Genomic DNA, 24,357 nt, shown 5'->3' with positions numbered 1-24,357 from the left:
TCTTGTCAGGGGACTGGGGCGCAAGGTTAAGTAGCGGGATGACCCAGCCGTCCCGATTGTCGTGCTGTGGCAAGGAGGCGCTGTGGGCCCACTTCATTTCGCAGCATCCCGACGCCTTCGATGTGTGCCTCCAGTATGTCGCCAGGCTGGAGAAAACGTCCGGTCTCCAGCCCGACCCCATGGGTCGATCCCGTGAACACCAGGTCCCCCGGCCGCAGGGTGATGCGCGCGTCAAGGTAATTCAGTAGCTCATCGACCGCGAAGATCATCTCCCGGGTGTTGTCCTGCTGGCGAACCTCGCCGTTGATGGTCATGCGCATATCCAGCTGCGGCTGACCACCGCCGCCCAGCTGATCAAGCGTGGCAATCCATGGCCCGACCGGTGTCGTGCCATCCATGCCTTTCTGGGTGAACAGATCCAACCGCCCCAGCGCACGGCCCGCATCTCGCGCGCTGATATCGTTGCCGACGGTATAACCCATCACGCAGGACGACGCTGCAACGGCGTCGCCAAGCGGCTTGCCAATCACCGCCACCAGCTCGATCTCATAATCCAGCTCGCCCGTCATCGCTGGATAGGAAATCGCCCCGTGGGGATCGGCAATCGCAGAGTCCGGTTTGATATAGGCAAGAGGATGAGGAGGCGCGGCACTGCCCAGGCGAGTCAGGTGCGACAAATAATTGAGCCCGACCCCGAATATACGGGCACCGGGCTCAACGGGCGCTACGAGCCGAAACGTATCTGACTCGAGCGTTGTGGCAGACAGATCGAGCGCCGCAATACTGCCGGTGTTGACCTTGCCTGCCCAATGGGAGAACGGGGCATTGATGCGCTGGCCGGTGCCGGTATCAGGATGCAACAGAACCCAGAACCGCGCTCCCGTCGCATCTTCTACCCGAGCCAGGCGCATTTCTAGCCCTTCTTGGCGGTGAATTCCGGATCGCCAACCTCTTCCGGGGTTTTGACGCTAGGCCCCAGAATCGGGCCCACCAACTCGTGGCCCCACACGCTCATCTTCTCCGGGTTCAGCTCGAACCCATCGTCATGCCATGGTTCACTTTCAGCGATGCACTCAAAGGCGAAGCCTGACGGATTAAAGTGGTAGAACGAAACATGTGGGTCCTGGGAATGCTGACCCAGTGTCATCATCATCTGCAGCTCGCGCTTCTTCACGATATCGTAGGTCTCGCCCACATCACGCAGGCTGCCGACGAACAAGCCGACGTGTTGAATCCCCATACGGCCCGGAGCGTGTCCGTAGGCAATATCATGGCTGGTGGAGGTGTTGAGCTTGGAGCGGAAAAAGCCGGTCTTGCCCTTGCCCGCGCCCGAACCGTACCAGTGAAAGCCCATGATATTGATAAGGAAATGTTCCAGTTCCGGCGGAAACTCGGGAGTCATCAGTACGACATGGCCAAGGCCTCTCTTGTCAGCCAGGTAGCCGCCATGGCGGCGCCCAGGCACAAAGGAATCGGGAAGCCATTTCTGCCCGTAGAACAGCTCATGCCGAAAGCCGACCGGGTCAAAGAAACGGATCAGCTCCTTGACGCCGCGCTTCTCGCAAAGCTCCGCGTCGCCGACGGTAAACTCCACGCCAGCATCGATAAACGTCTGGCAGGCTGCCTTGAATTCCATCCGCCCTTTGGCTTCCCAACCAAGGTAGGCCAGCCGGTCAACCTTGCCAGGGTGGAAAGCAAAACGGTGGCGGCGATCATCTATACGGAAATACAGCGAGTCCGGATCGCTTTCCGGATTCTTGCCTATCGCAAAACCCATTACCGACGGGCCATAGTCGCGCCAGGCCTCAAGGTCAGTGGCTTCAAAGCCCATGTAACCTAGTCCAATAATATCCATCTGCTTCTCCTCGTTCTATCAGATGCCGGTGGATCGCTTATATAGCCAGCAATCCACCATCAATGACGATATCCGATCCGGTGATGAAGGACGCCTCATCGGATGCCAGGTAAACGGCCAGCGAGACAACCTCTTCAGGCTGTCCGGGCCTGTCCATCAGCACGCCGTCGAGCAGCGCGGCACGCGCTACCGGGTTTTCCATGAACGCGGCGGTACCCGGCGTGGCGACAAAACCAGGACTGATACTGATCGCACGAATGCCCGCGGGCGCGCCTTCGACGGCGATTTGGCGGGTAAAGGAAACCACGGCTCCCTTGGCTGCCGAATGCGCCGAGATACCGGCTACTTTGGAGCCACCCCAGGCAGCGGTGGACGATACATTCAGAATCACCCCCTTGCGTTCCGCCAGATGATTCCAGGCGTACTTGGTGGTGTAGAAGATCAGATCCGCTTCGTTGCGAATAGTGAAGTGCCAGTCTTCGATGGTCATATCCTGAACCGGCGCAAAACGTGCAGCAGATGCGTTGTTATACAGAACGTCAATCCGGCCATGTTCGGCTACGGCAGACTCGACCCAGGCCTTGGCCTGCTCATGGTCGCCAAGATCGACCGGCGCGTACCCGTAGAGAGTGAACCCTTCCTGAGACAGCAGTTCAGCCGTCACCTTGTTTTCGGCTTCGTTGGTATCACAGCCAACCACGATCGCACCCTCACGGGCAAAACGCAGCGCTGCAACCCTGCCTTGTCCACCGCCCGTTCCGGTGATGAGCGCAACCTTGCCTTCCAGACGTCCCATAGCAATCTACCTCGTCAAAATATTTTATTATTTGCTGGAGAGTACGATGCTCAGGGTTTGATTTCTTCCAGCCATAGGGCCTCGGCAGGACAGGCTTCGGCGCCTTCACGCGCCGCCTCTTCCAACTCGGGCGTTACTTTGTCGTCTTCAAAGTAGACCAGGCCATCGGCATCAAGCTTGTAAACTTCTGGACAGATCGAAGCGCATAAGCCATACCCACAGCAGCGACCGCGATCAGCAACGGCACGGAAAATAACCTTATCTGAACTCATACTCTTATCCTCTTTGTCAGGCTCAGCGATAGGAAGATAATGAACAAAAAATTCATTTTTGTAAATTTTTAGTTGATGAATCACTATTATTTTCCCTTGAATCAGTGAGCTGCAGCGTAGCACCTGCACCCACCCAACAGATAACTCCTTTAAAATTAGAGAGTAAGCGTACAGAAAACCTTCTTTACGGCGATATTCTTAATACATACATAAAGTACTTTTATGTTTAACTTACCTCATCACGTGCCGCATTTCGGCACGTGATGAAGCGTACATCTCAGGGCAGAATCTGCACCCGGGCCGCCGCATCGATAAGGGCTTGCCCATCCACAGGACGAATATGGCCCCTGACCACCGCCGCCTCGGTAGCCGTAGTCCACGCCGTTACGAAGGCCTGCTGCGTCGGATACAAGGTGTCGAGCTCACCCGCTCTGAGCGGCTCGGTAGTTCCGAATAGCAAGCAAAAGCCTTCGCCCCCGGTGTTACCTGTGCCACTCAATGCCGCTAGCGGCACGTCGACAAAGGGCGTGCGGATGCCACCCAGGGCATTGCCCTGTGCATCTCGCGCATAGCCAGGGCTATAGAGCGTGAAGTCGGTAGCCTGCAAGATTTCTGCCGAAGCCGGTGGCGTACCGGTTGTGACCCATTCATTGATTGCATGCACCGCGGCGCTCAGCACAAAACTCATCGGACCGGCATTGATTGGTTTGTCGCAGTTGATGAATCCGAACACCGTGCTCGGGGGATCCAATAGTGCCTCCAGCGCAAGTAACGCGCCCTCTCCATCGCCCGTGTCGATCAATCCAATGCCGCCGCCGTATACGTCAAAGTGAGCCGTTCCGGCGACTTCCCAGAGCCGGTACGTGGAGGTATCGGCCTGGCGCGTCGCCTCGTTGACATCGGTCTCCGTCTGGAACATCAGGACCGGCACGCCGAGGTCCGAGCGAATTTCCGTCGAGCCTGAGACGTCATCGGCTGTGGCCAGCGGCGCGGCATTGGCCAGGCGGCTTTGCAGCAGGTAGCCATCATAGACAGTCACCAACGGGTGGACAGCATTGGCATAGGAGACCAGCCGGTAAGCGGATTGCGACTCCCCTGCCGCCAGCACCCGCTTGGGTTGCAGCCCATTCAGCAGAACATCAGCATGATCCCGCACAGCCTGCCCAGCTTGCGAGAAGATATCGTAGGAATAGTTGTCCCCGGGGTGCATCAGACTGGCATATCGCTCGGGATCCATCGTTTTGGTGCTGGCCACCCCGGCTGCCTGCGCGGACAGGCTGATCAGTGCATAGCCTTCGCGGATCAACTCGTTGTGCGTATAGGTCCAGACCGGGCTGGAATCGCTCCCGCTGGTCACGTTCATCCACTCGACGATAACAGTGCCGTTGAACGCTTCGGCATCCAGTGGCTGGTAGACAACCGCCCGCGTGACGTAAGCGGCGCTGTCATTCTCTTCGACGTCCCACTGCCCATCCGTACCGAGCAACTGCCCGCCCTTTGGCAGGTAAGAAACAGCAGTTCCAGAAAGGATGAATTCCTTTTCACTGTAGCCGACACTGTCCATCGCAAACTGCAGGTCTGCGGCCAGGGCCGCCTCCCCCGCACCGCCGGCAGCGGCTTCGATACGCGGCTCTTCCGCGCGAAGATCGTCCTCCTTGCTGTCCCTGTTGTCATCATTGTTGCAGCCAACCAAAGCCAGGGTGGCAGCGAGCAGATCTGCGCCGAATGCTTTATGCATGGTGTCTCCTACGAACTTTATTGTATTTATTGTTTGTATGTACACAGCCTGCCCTGACTCGGTCGGTCGACTCTCGTCGCTCGCCGCGCCAGGGCTCGTCAAGTGTTCAGCGCCCGATGGGATAGATAATGGACTTTTCTTCGGTGAATTCATTGAGCCAGTCAGGTCCGAACTCACGACCTATACCCGAGCGCTTGAAGCCGCCAATAGGCGCGTAGGGCATGCTTCCGCCACCCCCGTTGAGGTAAACACTGCCGGCACGGATACGTTTGGCCATCTTGTACGCAACGGCAGCATCGGCGGTCATTACGCCGCCGTTGAGCCCAAAGCGTGAATCATTGGCAATGGCGACAGCCTCTTCGTCGGTGTCGAAACCGATCACTACCCCAACCGGACCAAAGACCTCTTCCTGGGCGATGGTCATGTCATTGGTGACGTCATCAAACAGAGTGATGTCGACAAAAAAACCCTTCTCCTGGCCGGCCGGACGACCGCCACCGCATACCAGCTTGGCGCCTTGCTCAAGTCCGCTGGCGATCAAGCCTTCGACTTTGGCCCGCTGCGATTCGCGAATGAGCGGCCCCATCATCACGCTCGGATCCGACGGATCCCCCACCTTGAATTGACCGGCAGTGGCTTTTGCGTACTGCACAAACTGCTCGCGGACCGAGTTGTGCACCACGAAACGCGTCAGTAGCGCACAACCTTGCCCGGCATTGATCATCAGTCCGGCAACGGCGCCCATGGCGGCCGCCTGAATGTCGGCATCGGCGCGCACGATCAGCGCAGACTTGCCGCCCAGCTCCAGGTGTACCCGCTTCAAGGTGGCAGCTGCCTGGGTCATGATGCTGATGCCGACCGCCTCCGAGCCAGTAAACGAGACCAGGTCCACCCGCGGATCGCTGCTCAGCAGGCTGCCCACCTCGACACCACCGGTGACGATATTCAATACGCCTTCGGGCAAACCGATTTCCTCGGCAATCTCGCCGAACAGCAAGGCCGAGTACGGCGTAAAGGGGGACGGTTTGAGCACCAGGGTGTTGCCTGCCAGCAGCGCCGGAAAGACCTTGGCCAGGTTCAGCAGGAAGGGAAAGTTGTAGCCAGTGATACCCGACACCACGCCCACGGGTTCGCGTTCGATGCTGCCGCTTCCCAGAATCATCGGGCCGCCGGGGTTCATCGGATTGGGTACCGCTTCGACCGGGATCTGCCGGGCCTCGGTCACCAGGGAACGATCGATAGCCTTCAGGACATGCCCCAACGGCATATCCACTTGCATGGCCTGAGTGACCATTTGCGAACAGCCGACCTCGGCTACGATAAGCGCAGCAATCTGTTCCCGCCGGCTTACCAGTGCAGCGTGCATACGCCGCATGTAATCCGCCCGCTCGGCCATGCTCAGCCAGGGCCACGGGCCCTGATCGAACGCCTCGCGGGCGGCAGCAACTGCCGCCTCGGCAGCGGCCACGCCACCCACAGGCGCATGGCCAATCACCTCTTCGGTGGCTGGATTAATGATCGCTTCAGCGCCTTCACTACCCGCTTCCCAACGGCCGTTTATGTAGAGTTTGTTCAGATGGGTAAAAGGAATAGTCATGCTGCGTTCGCTCCTTGCTGATTCGCACCAGCGATGATTTCTGCCGCACGCATGGCGATAGCCATGGCCGGCGCGTTGGTGTTGCCCGATACCAGCGCGGGCATGATCGATGTATCAATCACCCGTAAGCCGTCGACCCCACGCACCCTGAGCTCGGGGTCCAGCACAGCGCGCTCGTCAGTGCCCATCCGACAGGTTCCGGCTACGTGATAGGCGGTCTGGCCAAAGCGGCGGAAGGCGGCAAGCATTTCTTCGTCGCTCTGCACCTGCGGACCGGGAGTCAGCTCTTCGACCAGGAAGGGCTTGAGCGCCGGTTGCGCCGCCAGCTTGCGGATCCACTTCAGCAGCGCGATTGCCGCCGCCTGGTCCGCTTCGGCGCTGAGGTAATTAGCGACGATTTTCGGCGGCACCGCCGGATCGGCCGACTCGATGCGTATCTCGCCCTGGCTCTGCGGGTGCATGAAATACCCCCCAAGGGTTATCCCCGGCTGTTTATCAATCGCCACGGTCTTGCCGTCGCCATCCATGGAGAACAGACTCACCCCGATCTGCGCATCAGGACGCTCCAGTTCAGGCCGAGTTTTTACGAAGCCCCCTGCTTCATGAGCCGCGTGGGTCATGGGGCCTTTCTTGCCGACAAAGTAACTCAGCACCGAGCGGGCCAGCCCCAATCCGGCGAAGCAATGGTTGAAGCTGCCCCGGGTCACCCGGAATTGCGCGGCAATATAGACATGCTCGCGCAGGTTACGCCCTACATCCGGGGCATCCTGGATGACGGGAATTCCCAACGATTGCAGCAAATAGGCAGGACCTATACCTGACAGCTGCAATAGTTTTGGAGATTCGATAGCGCCAGCGCATAACAGCACTTCACGCTGGCAGCGGATGCGGCGCTCGCCGTCCTTCTCGCGCACCTGCACCGCGACAGCACGGCGTCCCTCAAACTGAATGCGTTGTACATGGGTGCCCGTCAACACCGTCAGATTGGGCCGTGCACGCACTGGATCAAGAAACGCCTTCGCCGCGCTAAAGCGTTGCCCTTTCCAGGTAGTTTGCGGCTGATAGCCGAAGCCGCCTTGCGTCACCGAGTCTACATGATTGGTATCCGCGACGGTCGTCGTGCCGATATGCGCAGCCGCGTCGATAATCGCATCGCACAACTCATTGCCCGGCGGGTGCACAGTCACCTTCAGTGGTCCGCCCACACCCCGCCACTCGGAGCTGCCCAGCTGATGATCTTCCATGGCGACAAACTGCCGGCCCATATCCTGCCAACCCCAACCGGTACATCCCTGCGCCTCCCAGGCGTTGTAATCGGCAGGTGCGCCACGCACGTAAACCATCCCATTCACCGAACTGGAGCCGCCAATAGCCTTACCCTTCAGCCACAGTTCCGTCGCCATGCCCTCTCCCCGCGAGGCTTGATAATCCCAAACGTGCGGGTTGCCGGGCATCAACAGCTTGCCTATACCTCGCGGCATCGCGATTAATGGGCTGGTGTGCTCCGGGCCGCTCTCGATCAGCAACACCGAGACGCTGGGGTCGGTCGAGAGCCGGTTCGCCATCACGCAGCCGGCCGACCCCGCTCCAACGATGATGTAGTCGTAGCTTTCTTTCATGTTCATTGCTCCTGTCCTTTATTCAGCCCATTGCCTGGCGGGTTTGCAGGTTCATCCACGACATGGATCACCCGCTAGGGGCAAGCCCTGGCGCCACGCCGGGCAAGTGCCTGCTGTCCGACCTCGACGTCGAAGCCATCGGTACTGATGTAGTCGTTGTCATCGAGTTCATAAAGCCCCGGCGCGACCTCATTGCAGCGCGCGTGTCCGGCGCAGGCCTTGTTGTCGACGATGATTTTCATTTGGTTTCCTCCACATCCCATTCCAGATGCAGCTCTTCCATACCGAATATGCCGAAGGCGTTGAAGCGCGGCGTGGTGCCGCTTGCGATGCGGAACGGTGGCACCTTGGTCAGCCAGAGTTCCAGCGCAATACGCAGTTCGCGACGGGCCAAGTGCGACCCTACACAACGGTGCACGCCATACGAGAAAGCCATGTGTGGTGCATGCCCGGCGCTACGCAGGAAGTCGACCTTTTCCGGCTGGTCGAACACTTCAGGATCGAGGTTGGCCAACTCGGTACTGATCAGCACGATGTCGCCCTTTTTCATCGTCGCCTCGCCGATCTGCACATCCCGGGCTACGGTACGGCGCATATTGACGATGGAATAGGAACGCAGCATCTCTTCCACCGCATCCGAGATCAGCGACGGATCGGCGCGCAGTTGCGCCTGCTGCTCCGGATTGCGCGCCAGATGGCGAAAGAACAGTCCGATCGTCGAAGTAACGGTATCCAGCCCGCCGATGAATATCAGAAAGTTGATGCCGAGCATTTCGTCATCGGTGAGCGGCCGGCCGTCAATCTGACTAGCCAGCAGGTAGCTGGTGAAATCATCCCCGGGATTGGCCCGGCATTCGGCGATGCGTGCGCGAATCCAACCAGTAATTTCGCGAGCATTGTCCGTCACCACCTGGGGATCCGAGCTCTTGATCAGCGTTTGGGTCCAGTGCTGAAACAGCGGCCGGTGTTCCAGCGGCCAGCTCATCAGCTTGAGAAAAATCAACGTCGGGAACGGTTTGGCAAAGTCTTCATTGAAGTCGCAGCGCCCTGTCTGAGCGATGTCGTCTATGAGCTGGGTAGCCAACTGGCGAATATCTTCTTCCAGCGCATTGACTTTTTTAGGGGTGAACAGAGGATTCAGCAGGGCGCGGTACTTGGCATGGTCCGGCGGATCGACCTCAAGCGGCGCCAGGCGCCAGCTTTCGCCCAGTAGCATGGGGTAAGGCGTCAAGCCAGCGCTGCTGAAGGTCTCGGGATCCTGGAGGATTCGCCGCAGCTCCTCCGAACGACGTGGAATCCAGGTGCCTGGCAGAAAGCCCAGGCTCGGCACCCAGAAAATGGGTGGCATGCTCTCATGCAACTTGGCGGCCCAGGCGTAGGCGTTTTCGCCCTGGGCAGTAAGCGCAGCCCAGAGGTCGAAATCCTGGACCAGATGAGCAGGCACATTGGACGGTATCGCATTGGTCACGCTATCGGTATTCATTATTATTGTCCGGTTTTTATTGCTGACGCAGATGAGTGTAGAGCCGCACCAATTTGCGCCACAACAGACGGAATCCCGCATCCGTTCGATTTCTAATACAGAATCCGCAATAGGGTTTAACTTGCCCGGCCCACGCTGCCTGTGTCAGTCTCGAACCTGAGCCTCATCTCGCGAGACCCTATCGCTTAAGAGACCAGCAGGAACGCGCCTTTGACAGCCCCCCCGGAACACAGCAACGATGAAGATCAAACCGGTGATCGCCACAAGGCGAGAGCCCGGCGTACGCGGGAGCGGCTGCTCGATTCCATGTACCGACTGGCACTGGAAAAGGACTTCAGGGATATAACCGTGCAGGAGTTGTTCGAGCGCGCCGGGGTTGCGCGATCAACCTTCTACGCTCATTTCCGTGACAAGGAAGATCTCCTGGTAGCGGGTTACGAGAGCATCGGCACGCCGCCTACCCGGGTGGTCGATGTATCAGGCCACAAGCGCGTTGTACTGGATGCATCGACCTGGTTGTTCATAGCCACCGAGCGGCATGCCTCCCTCACCACCTCGTTTTTCAACAGCCCTTCCCAGACCGTTATCCTCGCTCACCTGGAAAACATTCTGCTCATCCAGGTTCGCGAACATTACCGCAAGCAAGGCTTTTACCAAGCGGACGAGCTACGCGGCGAAGTAGCAGTGCGCTGCTTTGTGGGCGCGCTCATCGGGCTCTGGTTATGGTGGGTGCGTCACGACTATCCCTACCCGGCCAGCGACATGACCGAGGCATTCGACGCGCTCTTGAACAACGGCACCTGGCCCTCGCCCATCGACGCCTTCTAACTACGCTGCCGATCACACCTGGCCTACCGACGCGCCATGACTGAAGGCAGCTTTCTGCTCGCCCCTATTCAGATCATCCCCTCCTTGCGACTACAAATTGTCACACGGCGCTAAAGTCCTGCCCCTTTCAGCCGAAACCCCTCAACAGCTTAGTGAACATTTTTGTAATTACTGTTCAATTTCACTTCAGCTTCGCTAGTTCGCATCTCACCTGGGGGCCAGAAATGCTCAAGAATCTGTCACTAAATCTCAAATTGGCCATGCCGCCAGCCGTCGCCATGCTCGGCCTCGTTTTATATGTCGCCTATACGTCGCTGCAATTGTCCGTCACAGATAACCGACTGGAATCGCTGGAGTCCCAAAGCTACCCCACGCTCGAAAAGGCCGATGCGGTGATCTTCCAGTTTTCCCGCCTGCCCGGCTTGCTCAACAACGCTGTCGCAGCCGGTGAGCAAACGATTCTCGGCGAAGCGCGCCAGGTTCTCCAGGAGATTGCTACACAACAGGCGGCGCTCGCGAGTTTGCTGCAGAGCCAGCCACAGCGCCTCCAGGACCTGCAGGTCTGGCGCCAAGCCGTGTTGACCTATTCTGATAATGCTCTCAGCGCGTCGGAGCAATTGATCAGTGGCAGCGCCTCCTTTGATGACCTGCGCTCTAGCCTTGACCGCATGGCCTCCGATCTCGCGCAAACCCAGAAGCTCGCTGCCGCGTTCCGCAGCAATGCCTATCAGGACTTCGAACGAACGCTGGCGGAAACCCGCCAGAACAATGCCGAGACCACCCGCCTGGGTATCATCCTCAGCCTGGGCTTGCTGGTGCTGGTGTCGCTAGCTGCCTGGACGGTGATCCGCAGCGTGATGGCAAATGTCCGCGGCGTCATCGAGTCGCTGCAGGCCATCGCCAGCGGCGACGGTGACCTGACGCGCCGCGTCAATGTCGAAGCACACGACGAGATTGGCGCCATGATCCATCTGTTCAACGGCTTCCTCGACACCCTGCAGGGCACCATGCGCCAGGTGATCGAGGCGGCCAGCCCGCTGGGTCACGTGTCCAAGGAGCTCTACCGGCTGACCCAGGACTCGGAGGAAAGCGCCAAGTCCCAGCAGCATCACACCAACTCAATCAGCCGCGACATCCTGACCATGACCGACCGTATTCAGGAGGTAGCGCGGCGCTCGAAACAGGCATCCGAAGAGGCCGGTTCCGCTTCGCGTCAGGCCGTTACGGCGCGCAAACATATCGGCGACCTGTCGACCAGCGTCAGCGACCTGGGCAGCAGCGTGATGGGTGCGGTGCAGGCCATGCAACAGCTGGAAAAGGAAACCCAGGAAGTGGGCTCGGTGCTGACGGTCATTCGCAGCATCGCCGAACAGACCAACCTCCTCGCACTCAACGCCGCGATAGAAGCCGCTCGTGCCGGTGAACAGGGGCGCGGTTTCGCCGTGGTCGCCGATGAAGTACGCAACCTGGCACAGAAGACAGCCGCGTCGACGGCAGAAATCCAGCAGATCATCCAGCGCCTGCAAAACAGCGCCAACACAGTGCTGAACGTCATGCACAACAACGGCGAGAAGTCCCGGGAAAGCATCGAGCGGTCGGTCGAAGCCACACAACTACTCGAGACCATCGCCCGCACCGTCATCCAGATCGACGAACTCAACGCCGGGATTGCCCAGTTCACCCAGGAGCAGATCGGGCTGTCGAGTTCCATTCAGCAGGAAACCCAAGTGTTGCAGCAGGACGCACAAGCAACCGCGCACGGCGCCGGGGCCACCGCCCGCCTTGGCGAGCAGTTGGTCGGCGCAGGGGACAACCTGCGTTCGGCCACCGCACAATTTCGCACATAACACTACTATTCGGAGCTTGAAGAACCATGAACAAACGCAACCTACTTGGCCTGGCCGTCTGCCTGGCAAGCACCTCCGCCATGGCACTGGAGCCGGGGGAATATCGCTTTAATGGATTCGGTACCGCAGCCATTACACACCTCGGTGGAGCCGACGACGCAAAGGGCTACGGCATTCAGGGCCAGACCACAGACGCCTGGCGCGGCGACCAGTTGTCAAAACTGGGCGGCCAGCTGTCCTACGGCGTAGCTGACCGGCTCAGCGCAACCATCCAGACGGTCGCCAAGGCTGAACAGGACCAGTGGAACCTGGAAGTCGAATGGGCCTATCTGGCCTACCAGGTTAACAACCAGTTGACCCTGCGCGCAGGCCGCCTGCGTCCTGGTGCGTTCATGTTCTCCGAAACGCTTGATGTGGGCTACTCCTATCCCTGGCTGCGCCTGCCTGATGAAGTCTATAGCCAGATGCCGGTCAGCAACTATGAGGGCGTCGATGCTCTGTACAGCTTGCCCGTTTCCTTTGGCACGCTGAACTTCCAGGTCAGTTACGGCCAGGCAACAGACCGCGAGGTATTCATTCACAACCTGGACGGCCCGCTGGACGTGGATTTCAAGGAAGTGGTTACCGGCAGCGTAAGCCTGGCAACCATGAACCTTGGCACGCTGCGTTACAGCTATACCGAATCCGACCTGAATCTCGAGATGTTCGGCAAGTTCAAGGGCAAGTTCGAGTCCGTGGGTCACCAGTACGACAACGGCAACTGGCTGACCAACGCCGAAGCTATCAAGCGCCAGAGCCCGCTCGGCACCATCGAGTCCTTCTACCTCATGGCTGGACACCGCTTTGGTGACTACCTGCCGCATGTAACCTATGCCCAGTGGGATGAGAAGGGTGAACCAGGCCGCCAGTCTTCCTGGGCCTATGGCTTGAATTACAGCCTCACCCCCAGCGTGACCCTGAAGGGCGAGTACAAGCGTGTGGAATCGACTCGGGGCTTCAGCGGTGGTTTCGTGCCGGACTTCAGCGTCGTCGACCGTACCTTCGACGGTGACATCGTCAGCATCGGCGCCGACTTCATATTCTAAGGAGAAGTAGAGTGAATCTTTTCATGCACAGAACGCTCGCCATCGCCATGTTGAGTCTGACCGCAACGCTGGTTCAGGCCGAGGTGGCCGTCATCGTCAACCCAAGCGCCGCCAACACGCCCTCCCAGGCTGAAGTTGCCAACATTTTCCTAGGCAAGGACAAGTCGCTGTCAGGTGTCGACCAGAAGGACTGGAACCCTACCAAGGACAAGTTCTACACATCGGTGGCCAACAAGAACGAGTCGCAGCTCAAGTCGTATTGGTCTGGCTTGATTTTTACCGGAAAAGGCCAGCCGCTTCCCAGCGTCGGTGACGACACCGCCGTGCTGGCAAAGGTAGCTGCGGAAGCCGACGCCATCGGCTATGTGGACAGCTCAGTGGTGAACGATCAGGTCAAGGTGCTTTTCACCCTGCCGTAATGCCAACCCAGGCGACGGAGTCGAGAACACGCAACGCCTGCTCTCGACTCCTTTACCTAACGAAGTACTGGCTCATCACGTCCGGAAATGGCCGACCGACATTTTTAACTCCCCTGCCAGTTCCCGTAGCGATCCTACGGCCGACGTGACCTGATGGGAGACCATGTCGCCCTCTTCCGCCATTTTGGCTATGCGTTCGATACCCAGCGAAATGTCCTTCCCGCCCTCATTCTGAACCTGCACGGCCGACGCGATTTCGCTCACACCCGAGGTGGAAGCACTCACCAGCCTGGCAGCTTCGGACAACACGCTTTCGAGCTCCCCAAGCAGCTTCTGACTGCTGTCCAGCGCGGCAGCCCCCTCATCAAGCACGCTGGCAACGCTGTTGGACTGGCTTTCCAGCCCGTGCGTCAGCTCGTTGATCGAATTGGCCGCTGTGGCGGAGCGCTGGGCGAGGTTGCGCACTTCATCGGCAACAACGCTGAACCCGCGGCCACTTTCGCCTGCGCGGGCGGCTTCGATAGCGGCGTTGAGGGCCAACAGATTGGTTTGTGCGGAGAGCTCCTTTACCTGGTTGATACTGGCGGTGATGGCGGTGGTGCTGGCGACGAAATCACCGACTGAGGCAGTGATTGCAGAAAAGGCATCACGCACGCGGCGTATCTCGTCCAGCAGTTTGGTAAGTGCAAACTGGCCGGCCTGCGCGCCACGCAAACTGTCTTCAGCAGAAGAACGCAATGCTTCCGCGTGGGTGGAAATGGAGGCGATACCGCCGCTCATCTGCTCCACCGTAGTCGCCGCCTGGGTCGCTGCACTGGCTTGTTCATTGGCTCCCTGCGCGACCTGGTTGGACGCGAAGACCAGCTCTTCAGCGGACGACCCTACCGATACCGCAACCTGAGTAACCTGACGCACCGCAATCTGAAGACTATCAATAAGCGCATTAAAAGCGATTGCAGTCTGGGCAATTTCATCTCGCCCGATCACCTGCACCCGATGGGTCAGATCACCATCGCGCAGCTTTACCGCAGCCTGCTCAATGGCCTTTATCGACCTGAGCACCTGATGCCGCATCAGCAAACCGACAATTAAGCCTAGCGCGATGGCCGCAAAGACGGCGACTACCAACGCCTCGGTCACCGACGTGGCGGTTTCGTTGGCCACTTCAAAGGACACACCGGACAGCTCCTGTTGCAGTGTCATGAACTGCGCCAGCAAGCCGAGCACACGGTTATATTCAGCACGCACGTATCCCAGCTGCGAGGGTGCCATGTAGGGGTTGGTTAGCGCGGCCTCGGCCAGATCATCCACCCCCTGGGCGAATGCCTTGGCCTGTTCACCGAAAGTCTGGAAAGTCTCCTGCTCCTGCTCGCTCAGGTCGGCGGTATAGGCCAGCCCTGCGTCGATACCTGCCAGCATATCCCGTACACTCGCCTGCATGTCCTCCACGTAGAACTGCATTTCTTCCTTGGATACCTTGCCCTCGGCTTGAATAAGCTGCACTACTGCGGCATAGGATCCGACCATCGCGGCTTGTGATGCGGATGAGATTTCCAGCGCTCGCTGATACTGACTGAAGCGAACCTGCTCAATCTGATGAAGCACGGTCTGCTGGCGGTTCAATCCGTAATAGGCCACCGCTGACACGAAGACCAGCAGGAGCACAATCAGCGCAGGAGCAAACATGAGCTTTGCGCCCATGGAAAAACGGCTGAGCCATGGCATAGTTATCCCTCGTCTTTTTTATTGTTGTCGTGTGCATGGAACAGTCCCTTGGTCTGGACAATCCTGTCCCCATGCAATATTCTGACTTCAGTATATAGTTCTGAATCCAGAAATTAAAACCAGTCTTGCGAAAAGTAACCTCAAGAGGGAATGACTGCAGCGCTCAAACTGGTGATATAAAAACAATGAAGGACATTGCACATGAATGTTTCAGTCAATAACGCCTCCATCGACTTTTCAGAGTTCCGAACCAGTTGGCGAGTACTGATCCTGGCGCTGTTAGGTATAGGCATCAGTATTAATTCCTCATTGCTCTACGGCTTCGGAACGCTGGTTGTTCCTCTGGAAGAAGCCTTTGGCTGGAGCAGAAGTGCCCTGCAGGTAGCCGTTACCTTCCTGTTCGTGGGCGCGGTCATCTCGCTGCAGTTGGTAGGCTGGTTCAATTTGCGTTTCGGCATCAAGAAAGTAACCGCAGTCTCCATGTCATTGACGGTGCTGGGTTACCTGGGGGCCACGCAGATCGGCGGGTCGGTCTGGAGCCTTTATCTGGCATTCACCATCATTCCAATATTGAGCATTGGCAACCTGGCGGTCAGCTGGACGCAGTTACTCAACATGTGGTTTGAGAAGAATCGCGGCCTGGCATTGGCCATTGGCCTATCCGGAACCGGGCTGGCCGCCGCGACCATCCCGCCGTTGCTTTCCTGGGGTATTGGCATTTGGGGCTGGCAATCGGCGTTTATCATACTGGCCATGCTCAACCTGTTTCTGTTGTTGCCCTTGACCATCTGGTGGTTTTCGGTACCCAAGCCCAATCGCCATGCCAGCGAAGCTGGCAAGCAGGCTGCCCAGCGCAGCAACGCCGGTATGACCTTCAAGGAAGGTTTCACCTCGAAAAAATTCTGGATCTGCAATATCGCCCTGGTACTGGTAATTTCGGTAGTTATCGGCATGGTTACCAATACCGTACCAATTTTGCGCGACATGGGACTGTCTGCGGAAGAAGCCGGTCTGATTTTCGGTGGCTTTGGCATTTCACTGGTTTTTGGCCGGATTCTGGTCGGTTATTTACTGGATCGCGTCTGGCCTCCAGGCATATCGGCCCTGAGTCTAGCCATGCCAGCCCTTGGCTGCGTCATTCTGCTCAGTGGCACCACCGACTTTACCCTACTCCTGCTGGCAGCGATTTCGTTTGGCTTTGGCGCAGGCGCCGAATTTGATATTGCCGCCTTTCTAATTGCGCGCTATTTCGGACTGAAAGAATACGGTCGCCTGTTCGGATTCCACATCGGCCTGCTGACCGCCACCTCGGCCGCCTCACCTTTGCTGTTTGCAGCATTCCTGAGCCAGACAGGCTCCTATACGGCCATGCTTATCTATTGCGCGGTCTGCTCCATCGTAGGGCCGTTAATGCTCCTCACGCTGGGCCGGCCTCCTGTATTTGAAGTATCCCCACCCAAGGCTGCAGTGGCCTAAATCTGTTCACGGAGACGTTTACAATGCCAACAATTACGCTTATCGAACACAACGGCACCCAGCACTCAGTCATGGGTGAGGTCGGCCAATCCGTTATGCAAGCTGCCATGAACGCCATGGTGCCGGGCATTCAAGCCGATTGCGGCGGCGCTTGCAGCTGCGCCACCTGTCACGCCTTCGTTGAAGACGCCTGGACGGGCGTCGTCCCGGCGGCGGAGGACGCAGAGCTGGACATGCTGGAGTTCGCCAACGAACGCCAGGAAACCAGCCGCCTGACCTGCCAGTTGACCATTCAGGAAAATATGGACGGCATGGTGCTGCGTTTGCCTGAGTCCCAGTACTGAGCCCCAGGAGCAGATATGACGCTTTCGTCAGTTGTAATTGTCGGTGCCGGCCAAGCCGGATTTCAGGTCGCTGCGTCGCTGCGCCAAGGCGGATTCGCCGGAAGGATTTCCCTGGTGGGAGATGAGCCTGGCCTGCCTTATCAGCGTCCGCCCTTGTCCAAGGCCTACCTGCTGGGCAAGATCAAGGCAGAGAACCTCGTCTTCCGGCCTGCCGCGTTTTTTGATCAACAGCAGATCGAACTGATTCACGATAAAGCGGTGATTATTGATCGCCAGAATCAGCGGGTGGTACTGGAAAGCGAAAAGGCACTTGAATATGACCATCTGGTTCTGGCAACCGGAGCCCACAACCGGCCGCTTTCGATCCCGGGGGAACACCTTGAAGGCGTGTTCGGTATCAAAACCCTCGCGGATGCCGACGCATTGGCGCCCCGGGCCAAAGACGCCAAGAATGTAGTAGTGATCGGCTGCGGGTTTATCGGACTGGAATTCGCCGCGGTAGCCGCGGCGCAAGGCGCCAGCGTGCAGGTGATCGACCGCGGTGGCCGTCTCATGGCCAGAGCGATTTCTCCGCAGATGTCCGACTTGTTCCTCAAGGCGCACGAGTCCTGGGGCGTCAAATTTCACTTCAGCCAGGCGGTCGATCAAATCATCGGAGAGAACGGCAAGGTCGTCGGCGTGGAAAAGGCGGACGGCGAAGTACTCCCCGCCGATCTGGTGGTTTACGGCATAGGCGTTATTCCGAATATCACTCTGGCCACCGAAGCTGGATTGGAAATAGAAAACGGTATCAAGGTCGACGCTGACCTTTTGACCAATGACCCGCACATTTCCGCCATTGGCGACGTAGCCTGTTTTCCCTGTGTTCATAATCATGGCGAGCATACCCGTATCGAGTCGGTTCCAAACGCCATGGACCAGGCGAGAGCGGTATCGGCAAGGCTGCTGGGTAAAGCCGCCCCGTTTGTCGCGACGCCCTGGTTCTGGACCGATCAGGGCAACCTGAAACTGCAGATTGTCGGTCTGTCCACCGGGTACGACAGTGCCGTGACCCTGGGATCAATGGAGTCGAATCAGTTCTCCGTGCTGTGCTTTCGCAGGGATCACCTGGTCGCTGTCGAATCGTGCAACCGCTCCGGAGATCACCTGGCAGGTAAGAAGATTCTTTCTCGTCCGCCTGAGCTCACAGCTGCCGAGGCCAGTGCATCTGACTTCGATCTGAAAGCCTGGGAAATGGCTCATCGTCTTTAATCATTGATTGTTTAACCCCGGATACTCAAAAGGTTGAAGGGGTTTTTCAATTCAGGAGCCAGCACGCTTTGGATACCAGTACCACAGCCCCCATGCGGCTCACGCTGTCAATCACCTTTATCGTCTGCTTCAACTTCATGTCTTACGTGGCTAATGGACTGCCTTTGGCGGTACTGCCCGGCTTCGTCCTCAACGAATTGGAATTCAGCACTGTCTGGGCTGGCATCGTAATCGGTACGCAATATGTGTCGACTCTACTGTCTCGACCACTGGCCGGCGTGCTGGCCGATCGCTTGGGCGCCAAATGTGCAGTCATCATTGGACTGACTGGCCTTACTGTTTGCGGAATGCTGACCACGCTGGCTATTGTGATGTATGCCTCGCCCTGGCTCAGTGTCTCGATCCTGCTCGGCGCCCGCGTAATTCAAGGCATCGCTTCAGCGATGATTTCCACTCCCTGCTGTACCTGGGCCATCGGATTGCACGGCAAGCCGCATACCGCACGAGTAATGTCCTGGAACGGCATTGCCGCCTATGGCGGTATCGCCGTCGGCGCGCCCTTGGGGGTGCTGATCAGCGACCGATTCAACCTGGCCAGCATTGGGTTGTGCATCGTATTGCTCGGCTTGCTTGCGTTGCTCTTGGCGGTAGTCAAACGCCCCGCGCCGCTGTTGCGCGGCGAGCGGCTGCCCTTTATCGACGTATTCTGGTCGGTATTGCCCAACGGCTTGGCACTGGCCTGCAGCTCGGCCGGTTTCGGCAGCCTGACCGCCTTCATCGCGCTGTATTTTGACAGCCTCGGCTGGGTGAACGCCGCCTGGTGCCTGACCGGCTTCGGCATAGCCTTTATTCTCGCCAGGCTCGCCACGCCTAATGTGGTGCTACGTTTCGGTGGCTACCCGGTCGTAACCCTGTGCCTGTTGATACAAGGGCTGGGGCTGTTGTTCGTCTGGCTGGCGCCTTCGCCTGAGATCGCGATTCTTGGTGCCTCCCTCACTGGGCTAGGAGTGTCTTGGGTGTACCCCGGACTGGCGGTGGAAACCCTTGCGCGTACCCCGGACGCTAATCGCAACTCCGCGCTGAGCGCGCTTTCGCTGTTCTTCGATCTGGCGGTGGGGTTGGCAGGTCCCTTGATGGGGCTGCTCGCTGCCAGCTTGGGACTTGCCCAGGTGTTTCTTGGCTCGGCGTTGCTGTCAGGCATTGGTTTTATACTGGTGCTGGCCCTGCGCAGGGCGGCACGCCCGCCAGTTCTGAACCGCTATCCAGCCGCATCACTGCAATCTCGCCCGCCTCGATCAGAGTAATGGGTGAATCGGACATCGTCGCACCAGTTATATCCAGCGAGCGCTCCTGAATCTATAAATTTTATTCTGCAGGAGAAATACGATTCTCCATCTGGATTCAAAGGAACTGTTCTGCTACCTTGACCGGCCTGTTTTTGCTGCCCAGGCACGCGCAAAGCCCCGGAGTTGGCCCTTGATCTTTTCATGCTGATCGCCTTTTCATGACACATTCCGAACCAAGGCCTTTCTTCCCCGGCTGGTTGTTCCTGCTCGCCATGATGACCGCGCTGTCGCCGTTGTCCGTTGACCTGTACCTGCCCGCTTTTCCGGCCATAGCTCAAAGTCTCGGTGTCCAGTCAGCGGATGTGCAGATAACCCTTGCCGTTTTTCTGTTCGGGATGTCCATCGGGCAGTTAATTTACGGCCCCTTGAGTGATCGCTACGGGCGCAAGCCACCGCTGTATTTCGGCCTGACGCTGTTTATTCTCGCTTCCGTCGGCTGCATGTTGGCCACAGACCTGACCACTCTGACGGTGGCCCGGTTTCTCCAGGCCCTGGGCGGCAGCGCGGGCGTGGTTGTCAGTCGCGCTGTCATCCGTGACCGCACCACTACAGCGCAGGCTGCCTGGGCCTTCTCAATGTTGATGCTGGCGCTTGGGTTGGCCCCTATCCTCGCCCCCGTGCTCGGCAGCCTGCTGTTGAAAATCATGGACTGGCGAGAGATATTCGCCATTTTGGCGATTGCCGGCTCGATTCTGATCCTGGCCATGCATTTCACCATGCGCGAAACACTGTCCAGACATACCGCCGAGCGCCTTGGTGTGGCGGGCACGTTCAAGCGCTACGCCGATTTACTCCGCGACCGGCAGTTCATCATGTATGTGCTTATCGGCGCCTTGCCGTTCGGCGGGATGTTTGCTTACGTCGCAGGCTCTCCGTACGTAATCATTGAACTCTATGAGGTGCCCGCCGTGCATTTTGGCTGGTTCTTCGGGATGAACGCGTTCGGCATGATCGCAGGGTCCCAGATCAACGCGCGGCTGGTAGCGCGCTTCGGCCCGGCTGCGCTGTTGAAAGCCATGCTCTGGCCGCCATTCCTGGTGGCGTCGGTCGCTCTTCTGGCAACTCTGTTGGGGTTTGCCTCGCTGCTGCTGCTGATGGTCTGCTTCTTCGTCTACATGACCTCCATGGGCTTGTTATCGCCGAACGCGGTAGCGCTGGCCATGGCCAGCCAGGGCCAGCGCGCCGGATCGGCGTCAGCGGTCATAGGCGCCATACAGTTCTTCTTCGGTACGCTGGGCGCCATCGCAGTGAGCATCTGGATCATGCCCAGCGCCGTTCCGTTGACAGCGGTTATGGTGGCGCTGACGGGCCTCAGTCTGCTTATCCATCAATTCGGCCATCGCCACAATATTCTCATTCTGCACGGCTCGGACATCGAAGAACCTACCCAGCAATAGGTGGATCAGGTGAATGGCACCTGCAGTCAGCAGCACTCCACGACGAGATCAAATCAGGAGAGGCACTAAAACAGTGCAAGCCGCTCGCCTACCAATTCCGTATAAGAAATAAACGTCTGAATCAGAATAACTTGGGATTCTGCGCTAGGTTTATGATGGTCAAGCGTACCTGGCCGTCCGAACTTTCTTCACGGGCAACAGCAAGACACCCAGAGGTGCTTATGAGTGAGTCAACATTGCACGGCCTGCGCGTCGTCAGCCTGGGTTCTGGCATCGCGAGCGCTGCAGCGGGTTTGCAGCTGTGCGAAGCGGGCGCCGAGGTGATCCTGGCCGAGCCGCCTGGCAACCCGGCTCGGAGACACGAGGCGCTGTTCGCGGTGCTTAATCGGGGCAAGCGCAGTGTCACGCTGGATATCGACGTGCCGGACGGGCAGCAGCAACTCGAACAGCTGCTGACCGCCGCCGACGTATTCATCCACGAGCTCCCCCCTAAACAGGCCGCGACGCTGGGGCTTGCCGATGCGCAGCTGGCGCAGCGCTTTCCTGGCCTGATCGTTTCAGCAATCACGGGCTGGCCAAAGAAGCATCCATTGGCCGAAGCAATGCCACGTGAAACCCTGGTGCTGGCACGCCTGGGCCTGCTCGACGAACAGCCGGGCCACCGCGCAGGGCCGGTATTCGTGCGCATGCCCTTTGCCAACTGGCTTGCAAGCTGGCTATGTGTGGTGGGCGTAATGGCGCGGCTGATCGCACGTGATCGAGATGGTCGTGGCGGCGCGGCGCATACCAGTCTGGCCCAGGCCGCGCTGGTTCCGATGACCATGCACTGGAGCCGCGCGCAAACGCCGACACCGGTGTTTGCTAAGGGATTGGACAAGCACATCCCGATCCCGCTGCACCAGTGCGCCGATGGCCGCTGGATTCACGTGCATTACTCGCCGGATAAATCGCCGTGGATGGCCAGCGCCATGGCTGAGCTGGGCGAGGCGGAAGTCGCTCGGCTCAATGCGCAGTGGCCGCCAAGCCATGTGGCGCCGAACTTCGGGGCCAACCGGGCCATCATCGCTACGCGGCCCGCTCAGGATTGGGTCGGGCATTTCTGGCAGCACGATGTTTCCGCTCAGATTGCCACGCCGTTTGGTGACATCTATTTCGACGAGCAGGCGCGGCTGAATGGCTATGTCGTTGAAGTAGATGACGCCACGCTCGGCAAGACGCTGCAACCGGGGCCAGCCTGGAAAATCACTCCGCCGGCACGCATAGGTCGTTCCGCACCACAGCCTGGGGCGGATAACGGCACCGGCTTCGGGACCTCGCCAAAGCTGAGTTTGATTCCGGGCACCGCGCGTCAGGGCGAGCCGTTGCCACCCTTGCATGGCCTTAAGGTGCTCGACCTGGGCGCCTATCTGGCGGGACCGTTCGCCTGCATGATGCTGGCCGATCTAGGCGCAGAGGTCATCAAGGTCGAAGCCCCGACCGGCGACGCCATGCGTAGACTGGAACGCATTTTCAGTGGTACTCAGCGCGGCAAACTCGGCGTCGCGCTCAAACTCGGCGACGAGCTGAGTCAGCCGGCGGTCGAGGCGCTGGTGCGTTGGGCCGATGTGGTCCATCACAACATGCGCCTGCCGGCGGCGCGCAAGCTGAAAGTCGATTACTACAGTCTGAAGCTGATCAACCCGCAACTTCTCTACTGTCACGTCAGTGCTTATGGACCCACCGGGCCGCGCGCGGACTGGCCCGGCTTCGACCAGCTGATGCAGGCCTCCTGCGGTTGGGAAGTAGAACAGGGAGGAGCCGGTCAACCACCGATGTGGCTGCGTTTCGGCGTTGGTGATTTCTTTGCCGGGCTTTCTTCGCTGTACGTTCTGCTATTGGGTCTTTACCAGCGGGCGCGGACCGGCGAAGGGCAGATGGTGAACGCGTCGCTGCTTGGCGCCACGTTACTCACCATGAGCGAAGCAGTGGCCCGCGAGGACGGCAGCGTCACGCCGATAGCGCACCTGGACGCCAACCAGACCGGCCTGAGCGATACGCATCGGCTGTATTGTTGCAGTGACGGCTGGGTCGCCGTGGCAGCGCTGGAGCCCGAAGAAGCGCAGCGTTTCCGCGCGCTAGCCAGCGCTGATCCCGAGGCGCATTTCGCCGCGCAGACCCAGGCTGACGCGCTGTCTTCGCTGAGTGCGCACGACGTGCCCTCCGAGGCCGTTCTCGAGGCCCAGCTCGACCCCTTTCTCGATAACTCTGACCACGCCGAAGCTGGCTTGCATACCCGTTATCAACATGCGGTGTACGGCGAGTTGCAACAGATTGGCGCGTTCTGGGATTTCGGCGACCTGCCGTTGTCGCTGAGCCGTCCGCCGCCGGCCCTCGGTCAGCACAGCCGCGAGGTGCTCCGCGGGCTTGGCTTTGAAAACAACGAGCTGGACCGATTGTCTGCTGCCGGCGTTGTCCGATTGTGAGCTCTGGGTCCGCAGCCTATCGAACCAAAGGAAAAATGATATGAACGAATTGGACTTCAGCGGCAAGACAGTGCTGGTAGTCGGTGGCTCCAGCGGCATCGGTAACGGCATTGCGCAGAGCTTTCGCCAGCGCGGCGCTAAGGTGCATGTGTGGGGGACCCGCCCGAGCGCACAGGATTACGCTGACTCGGTAGATTCGCGCCTCGAAGGGCTGCACTACGCGCAGGTCGATGTCTCCGACGCTGACGTGATCGAGGCTGCGGTCGTGCCGTTCACTCGGCTCGATGTGTTAGTTCAGGCGCAAGGTACGGTGCTGTACGATCGTCAGGAATTTCTCACTGAAGGCTTCAAAAAAGTATTGGATATAAACCTCACAAGCCTGATGGTCTGCGCGCAGAAGTTTTTCGAGCTGCTCAAGGAATCACGTGGCGCGATGATTACGGTCAGCTCGGCGGCGGCCTTCCATTCGACCCGAGGCAATCCGGCCTACAACGCCTCCAAGACCGGTGCCTTTGGCCTGACCCGCACGCTTGGAGAAGCTTGGGCGCGCGACGGCATCCGGGTCAACGGCATTGCGCCGGGCCTGGTGGAAACCAAGCTCACCCGCGTCACCACTGATAACCCCAAACGCCTGGAAGGTGCACTGCGTGCAATTCCACTCGGCCGCCTCGGCACCCCGCAGGATATGGCCAACGTTGCCCTGTTCCTGGCTTCGCCGCTGGCTGGCTACATGCTGGGCCAGACCTTGCTGGTCGACGGCGGCATGCTGCTCGCTTGAGCGTCACTCATTTTATTAGGAGCAAGACATGAGCTGAGA

The 24,357-nt window shown here is 58.9% G+C and carries 21 protein-coding genes; 11 read left to right on the top strand and 10 right to left on the bottom strand.

Annotated features, from left to right (window positions below; translation table 11 throughout):
* Positions 1-26: 26 nt before the first annotated feature.
* From FHK95_RS09640 to FHK95_RS09600, 9 genes are all read right to left on the bottom strand, one after another.
* A complete protein-coding gene (locus tag FHK95_RS09640; RefSeq protein WP_150304398.1) occupies positions 27-911 on the bottom strand; it encodes a fumarylacetoacetate hydrolase family protein in 885 nt (294 codons plus the stop codon).
* Between the two features lie 2 nt (positions 912-913).
* Positions 914-1,855, bottom strand: a complete 942-nt coding sequence (locus tag FHK95_RS09635) for a VOC family protein (protein WP_150304397.1) — start codon at positions 1,853-1,855, stop codon at positions 914-916.
* A 37-nt stretch (positions 1,856-1,892) separates the two neighbouring features.
* Positions 1,893-2,651 carry an SDR family NAD(P)-dependent oxidoreductase gene (locus tag FHK95_RS09630; protein WP_150304396.1) on the bottom strand — a complete coding sequence of 253 codons (759 nt, stop codon included), beginning with the start codon at positions 2,649-2,651 and terminating at the stop codon, positions 1,893-1,895.
* Between the two features lie 50 nt (positions 2,652-2,701).
* Positions 2,702-2,923: a ferredoxin gene (locus FHK95_RS09625; RefSeq protein ID WP_150304526.1), complete on the bottom strand. Its 222-nt coding sequence runs from the start codon at positions 2,921-2,923 to the stop codon at positions 2,702-2,704.
* A 277-nt stretch (positions 2,924-3,200) separates the two neighbouring features.
* Positions 3,201-4,661 carry an alpha/beta hydrolase domain-containing protein gene (locus tag FHK95_RS09620; RefSeq protein ID WP_206668558.1) on the bottom strand — a complete coding sequence of 487 codons (1,461 nt, stop codon included), beginning with the start codon at positions 4,659-4,661 and terminating at the stop codon, positions 3,201-3,203.
* A 106-nt stretch (positions 4,662-4,767) separates the two neighbouring features.
* A complete protein-coding gene (locus FHK95_RS09615) occupies positions 4,768-6,258 on the bottom strand; it encodes an aldehyde dehydrogenase family protein (RefSeq protein WP_150304395.1) in 1,491 nt (496 codons plus the stop codon).
* Complete coding sequence (locus FHK95_RS09610; RefSeq protein ID WP_150304524.1) at positions 6,255-7,877, bottom strand: GMC family oxidoreductase N-terminal domain-containing protein; 1,623 nt, start codon at positions 7,875-7,877, stop codon at positions 6,255-6,257. Before FHK95_RS09610 ends, FHK95_RS09615 begins: the two co-directional genes overlap by 4 nt.
* Positions 7,878-7,951: 74 nt before the next feature.
* Entirely contained in the window at positions 7,952-8,119 is a 168-nt protein-coding gene (locus FHK95_RS09605; RefSeq protein WP_150304394.1) for a ferredoxin, read from the bottom strand.
* A complete protein-coding gene (locus FHK95_RS09600; RefSeq protein WP_150304393.1) occupies positions 8,116-9,360 on the bottom strand; it encodes a cytochrome P450 in 1,245 nt (414 codons plus the stop codon). The genes FHK95_RS09605 and FHK95_RS09600 overlap by 4 nt, the downstream gene beginning before the upstream one ends.
* Before the next feature lie 210 nt (positions 9,361-9,570).
* On the opposite strand from FHK95_RS09600, the gene FHK95_RS09595 reads away from it, so the two are divergent.
* From FHK95_RS09595 to FHK95_RS09580, 4 genes are all read left to right on the top strand, one after another.
* Entirely contained in the window at positions 9,571-10,188 is a 618-nt protein-coding gene (locus FHK95_RS09595) for a TetR/AcrR family transcriptional regulator (RefSeq protein WP_235906755.1), read from the top strand.
* A 224-nt stretch (positions 10,189-10,412) separates the two neighbouring features.
* Complete coding sequence (locus FHK95_RS09590; protein WP_150304392.1) at positions 10,413-12,035, top strand: methyl-accepting chemotaxis protein; 1,623 nt, start codon at positions 10,413-10,415, stop codon at positions 12,033-12,035.
* A 26-nt stretch (positions 12,036-12,061) separates the two neighbouring features.
* Complete coding sequence (locus FHK95_RS09585; RefSeq protein ID WP_150304391.1) at positions 12,062-13,120, top strand: porin; 1,059 nt, start codon at positions 12,062-12,064, stop codon at positions 13,118-13,120.
* A 23-nt stretch (positions 13,121-13,143) separates the two neighbouring features.
* Complete coding sequence (locus FHK95_RS09580; protein WP_150304522.1) at positions 13,144-13,539, top strand: type 2 periplasmic-binding domain-containing protein; 396 nt, start codon at positions 13,144-13,146, stop codon at positions 13,537-13,539.
* Between the two features lie 75 nt (positions 13,540-13,614).
* Here the strand turns inward: FHK95_RS09580 and FHK95_RS09575 are convergent, their stop codons facing one another.
* A complete protein-coding gene (locus FHK95_RS09575) occupies positions 13,615-15,264 on the bottom strand; it encodes a methyl-accepting chemotaxis protein (RefSeq protein WP_150304390.1) in 1,650 nt (549 codons plus the stop codon).
* Positions 15,265-15,465: 201 nt separating this feature from the next.
* Between FHK95_RS09575 and FHK95_RS09570 the strand changes: the two genes are divergently transcribed.
* The 7 genes from FHK95_RS09570 to FHK95_RS09540 all read left to right on the top strand — a co-directional run bounded on the left by FHK95_RS09570 (position 15,466) and on the right by FHK95_RS09540 (position 24,318).
* Positions 15,466-16,740 carry an MFS transporter gene (locus FHK95_RS09570; RefSeq protein WP_150304389.1) on the top strand — a complete coding sequence of 425 codons (1,275 nt, stop codon included), beginning with the start codon at positions 15,466-15,468 and terminating at the stop codon, positions 16,738-16,740.
* Between the two features lie 23 nt (positions 16,741-16,763).
* Complete coding sequence (locus FHK95_RS09565; protein ID WP_150300500.1) at positions 16,764-17,084, top strand: 2Fe-2S iron-sulfur cluster-binding protein; 321 nt, start codon at positions 16,764-16,766, stop codon at positions 17,082-17,084.
* Between the two features lie 15 nt (positions 17,085-17,099).
* The gene (locus tag FHK95_RS09560) at positions 17,100-18,335 is read left to right on the top strand and encodes an NAD(P)/FAD-dependent oxidoreductase (RefSeq protein ID WP_150304388.1); all 1,236 of its coding nucleotides are present in this window, start codon (positions 17,100-17,102) and stop codon (positions 18,333-18,335) included.
* Between the two features lie 68 nt (positions 18,336-18,403).
* Entirely contained in the window at positions 18,404-19,639 is a 1,236-nt protein-coding gene (locus tag FHK95_RS09555; protein WP_268977560.1) for an MFS transporter, read from the top strand.
* 200 nt (positions 19,640-19,839) lie between these two features.
* Entirely contained in the window at positions 19,840-21,078 is a 1,239-nt protein-coding gene (locus tag FHK95_RS09550; protein ID WP_150304387.1) for a multidrug effflux MFS transporter, read from the top strand.
* A gap of 221 nt (positions 21,079-21,299) precedes the next feature.
* On the top strand, positions 21,300-23,540 hold the full coding sequence (locus FHK95_RS09545; RefSeq protein WP_150304386.1) for a CoA transferase: 2,241 nt from the start codon (positions 21,300-21,302) through the stop codon (positions 23,538-23,540).
* Between the two features lie 40 nt (positions 23,541-23,580).
* The gene (locus tag FHK95_RS09540; protein ID WP_150304385.1) at positions 23,581-24,318 is read left to right on the top strand and encodes an SDR family NAD(P)-dependent oxidoreductase; all 738 of its coding nucleotides are present in this window, start codon (positions 23,581-23,583) and stop codon (positions 24,316-24,318) included.
* Positions 24,319-24,357 lie beyond the last annotated feature (39 nt).

Origin of the sequence: Pseudomonas saliphila, assembly GCF_008638345.1 — a bacterium.
In the GTDB taxonomy this organism is placed as follows: Bacteria; Pseudomonadota; Gammaproteobacteria; order Pseudomonadales; family Pseudomonadaceae; genus Halopseudomonas; species Halopseudomonas saliphila.
Note: the sequence above shows the minus strand (reverse complement) of the source record. Positions and strands in the feature narration are given on the sequence as shown.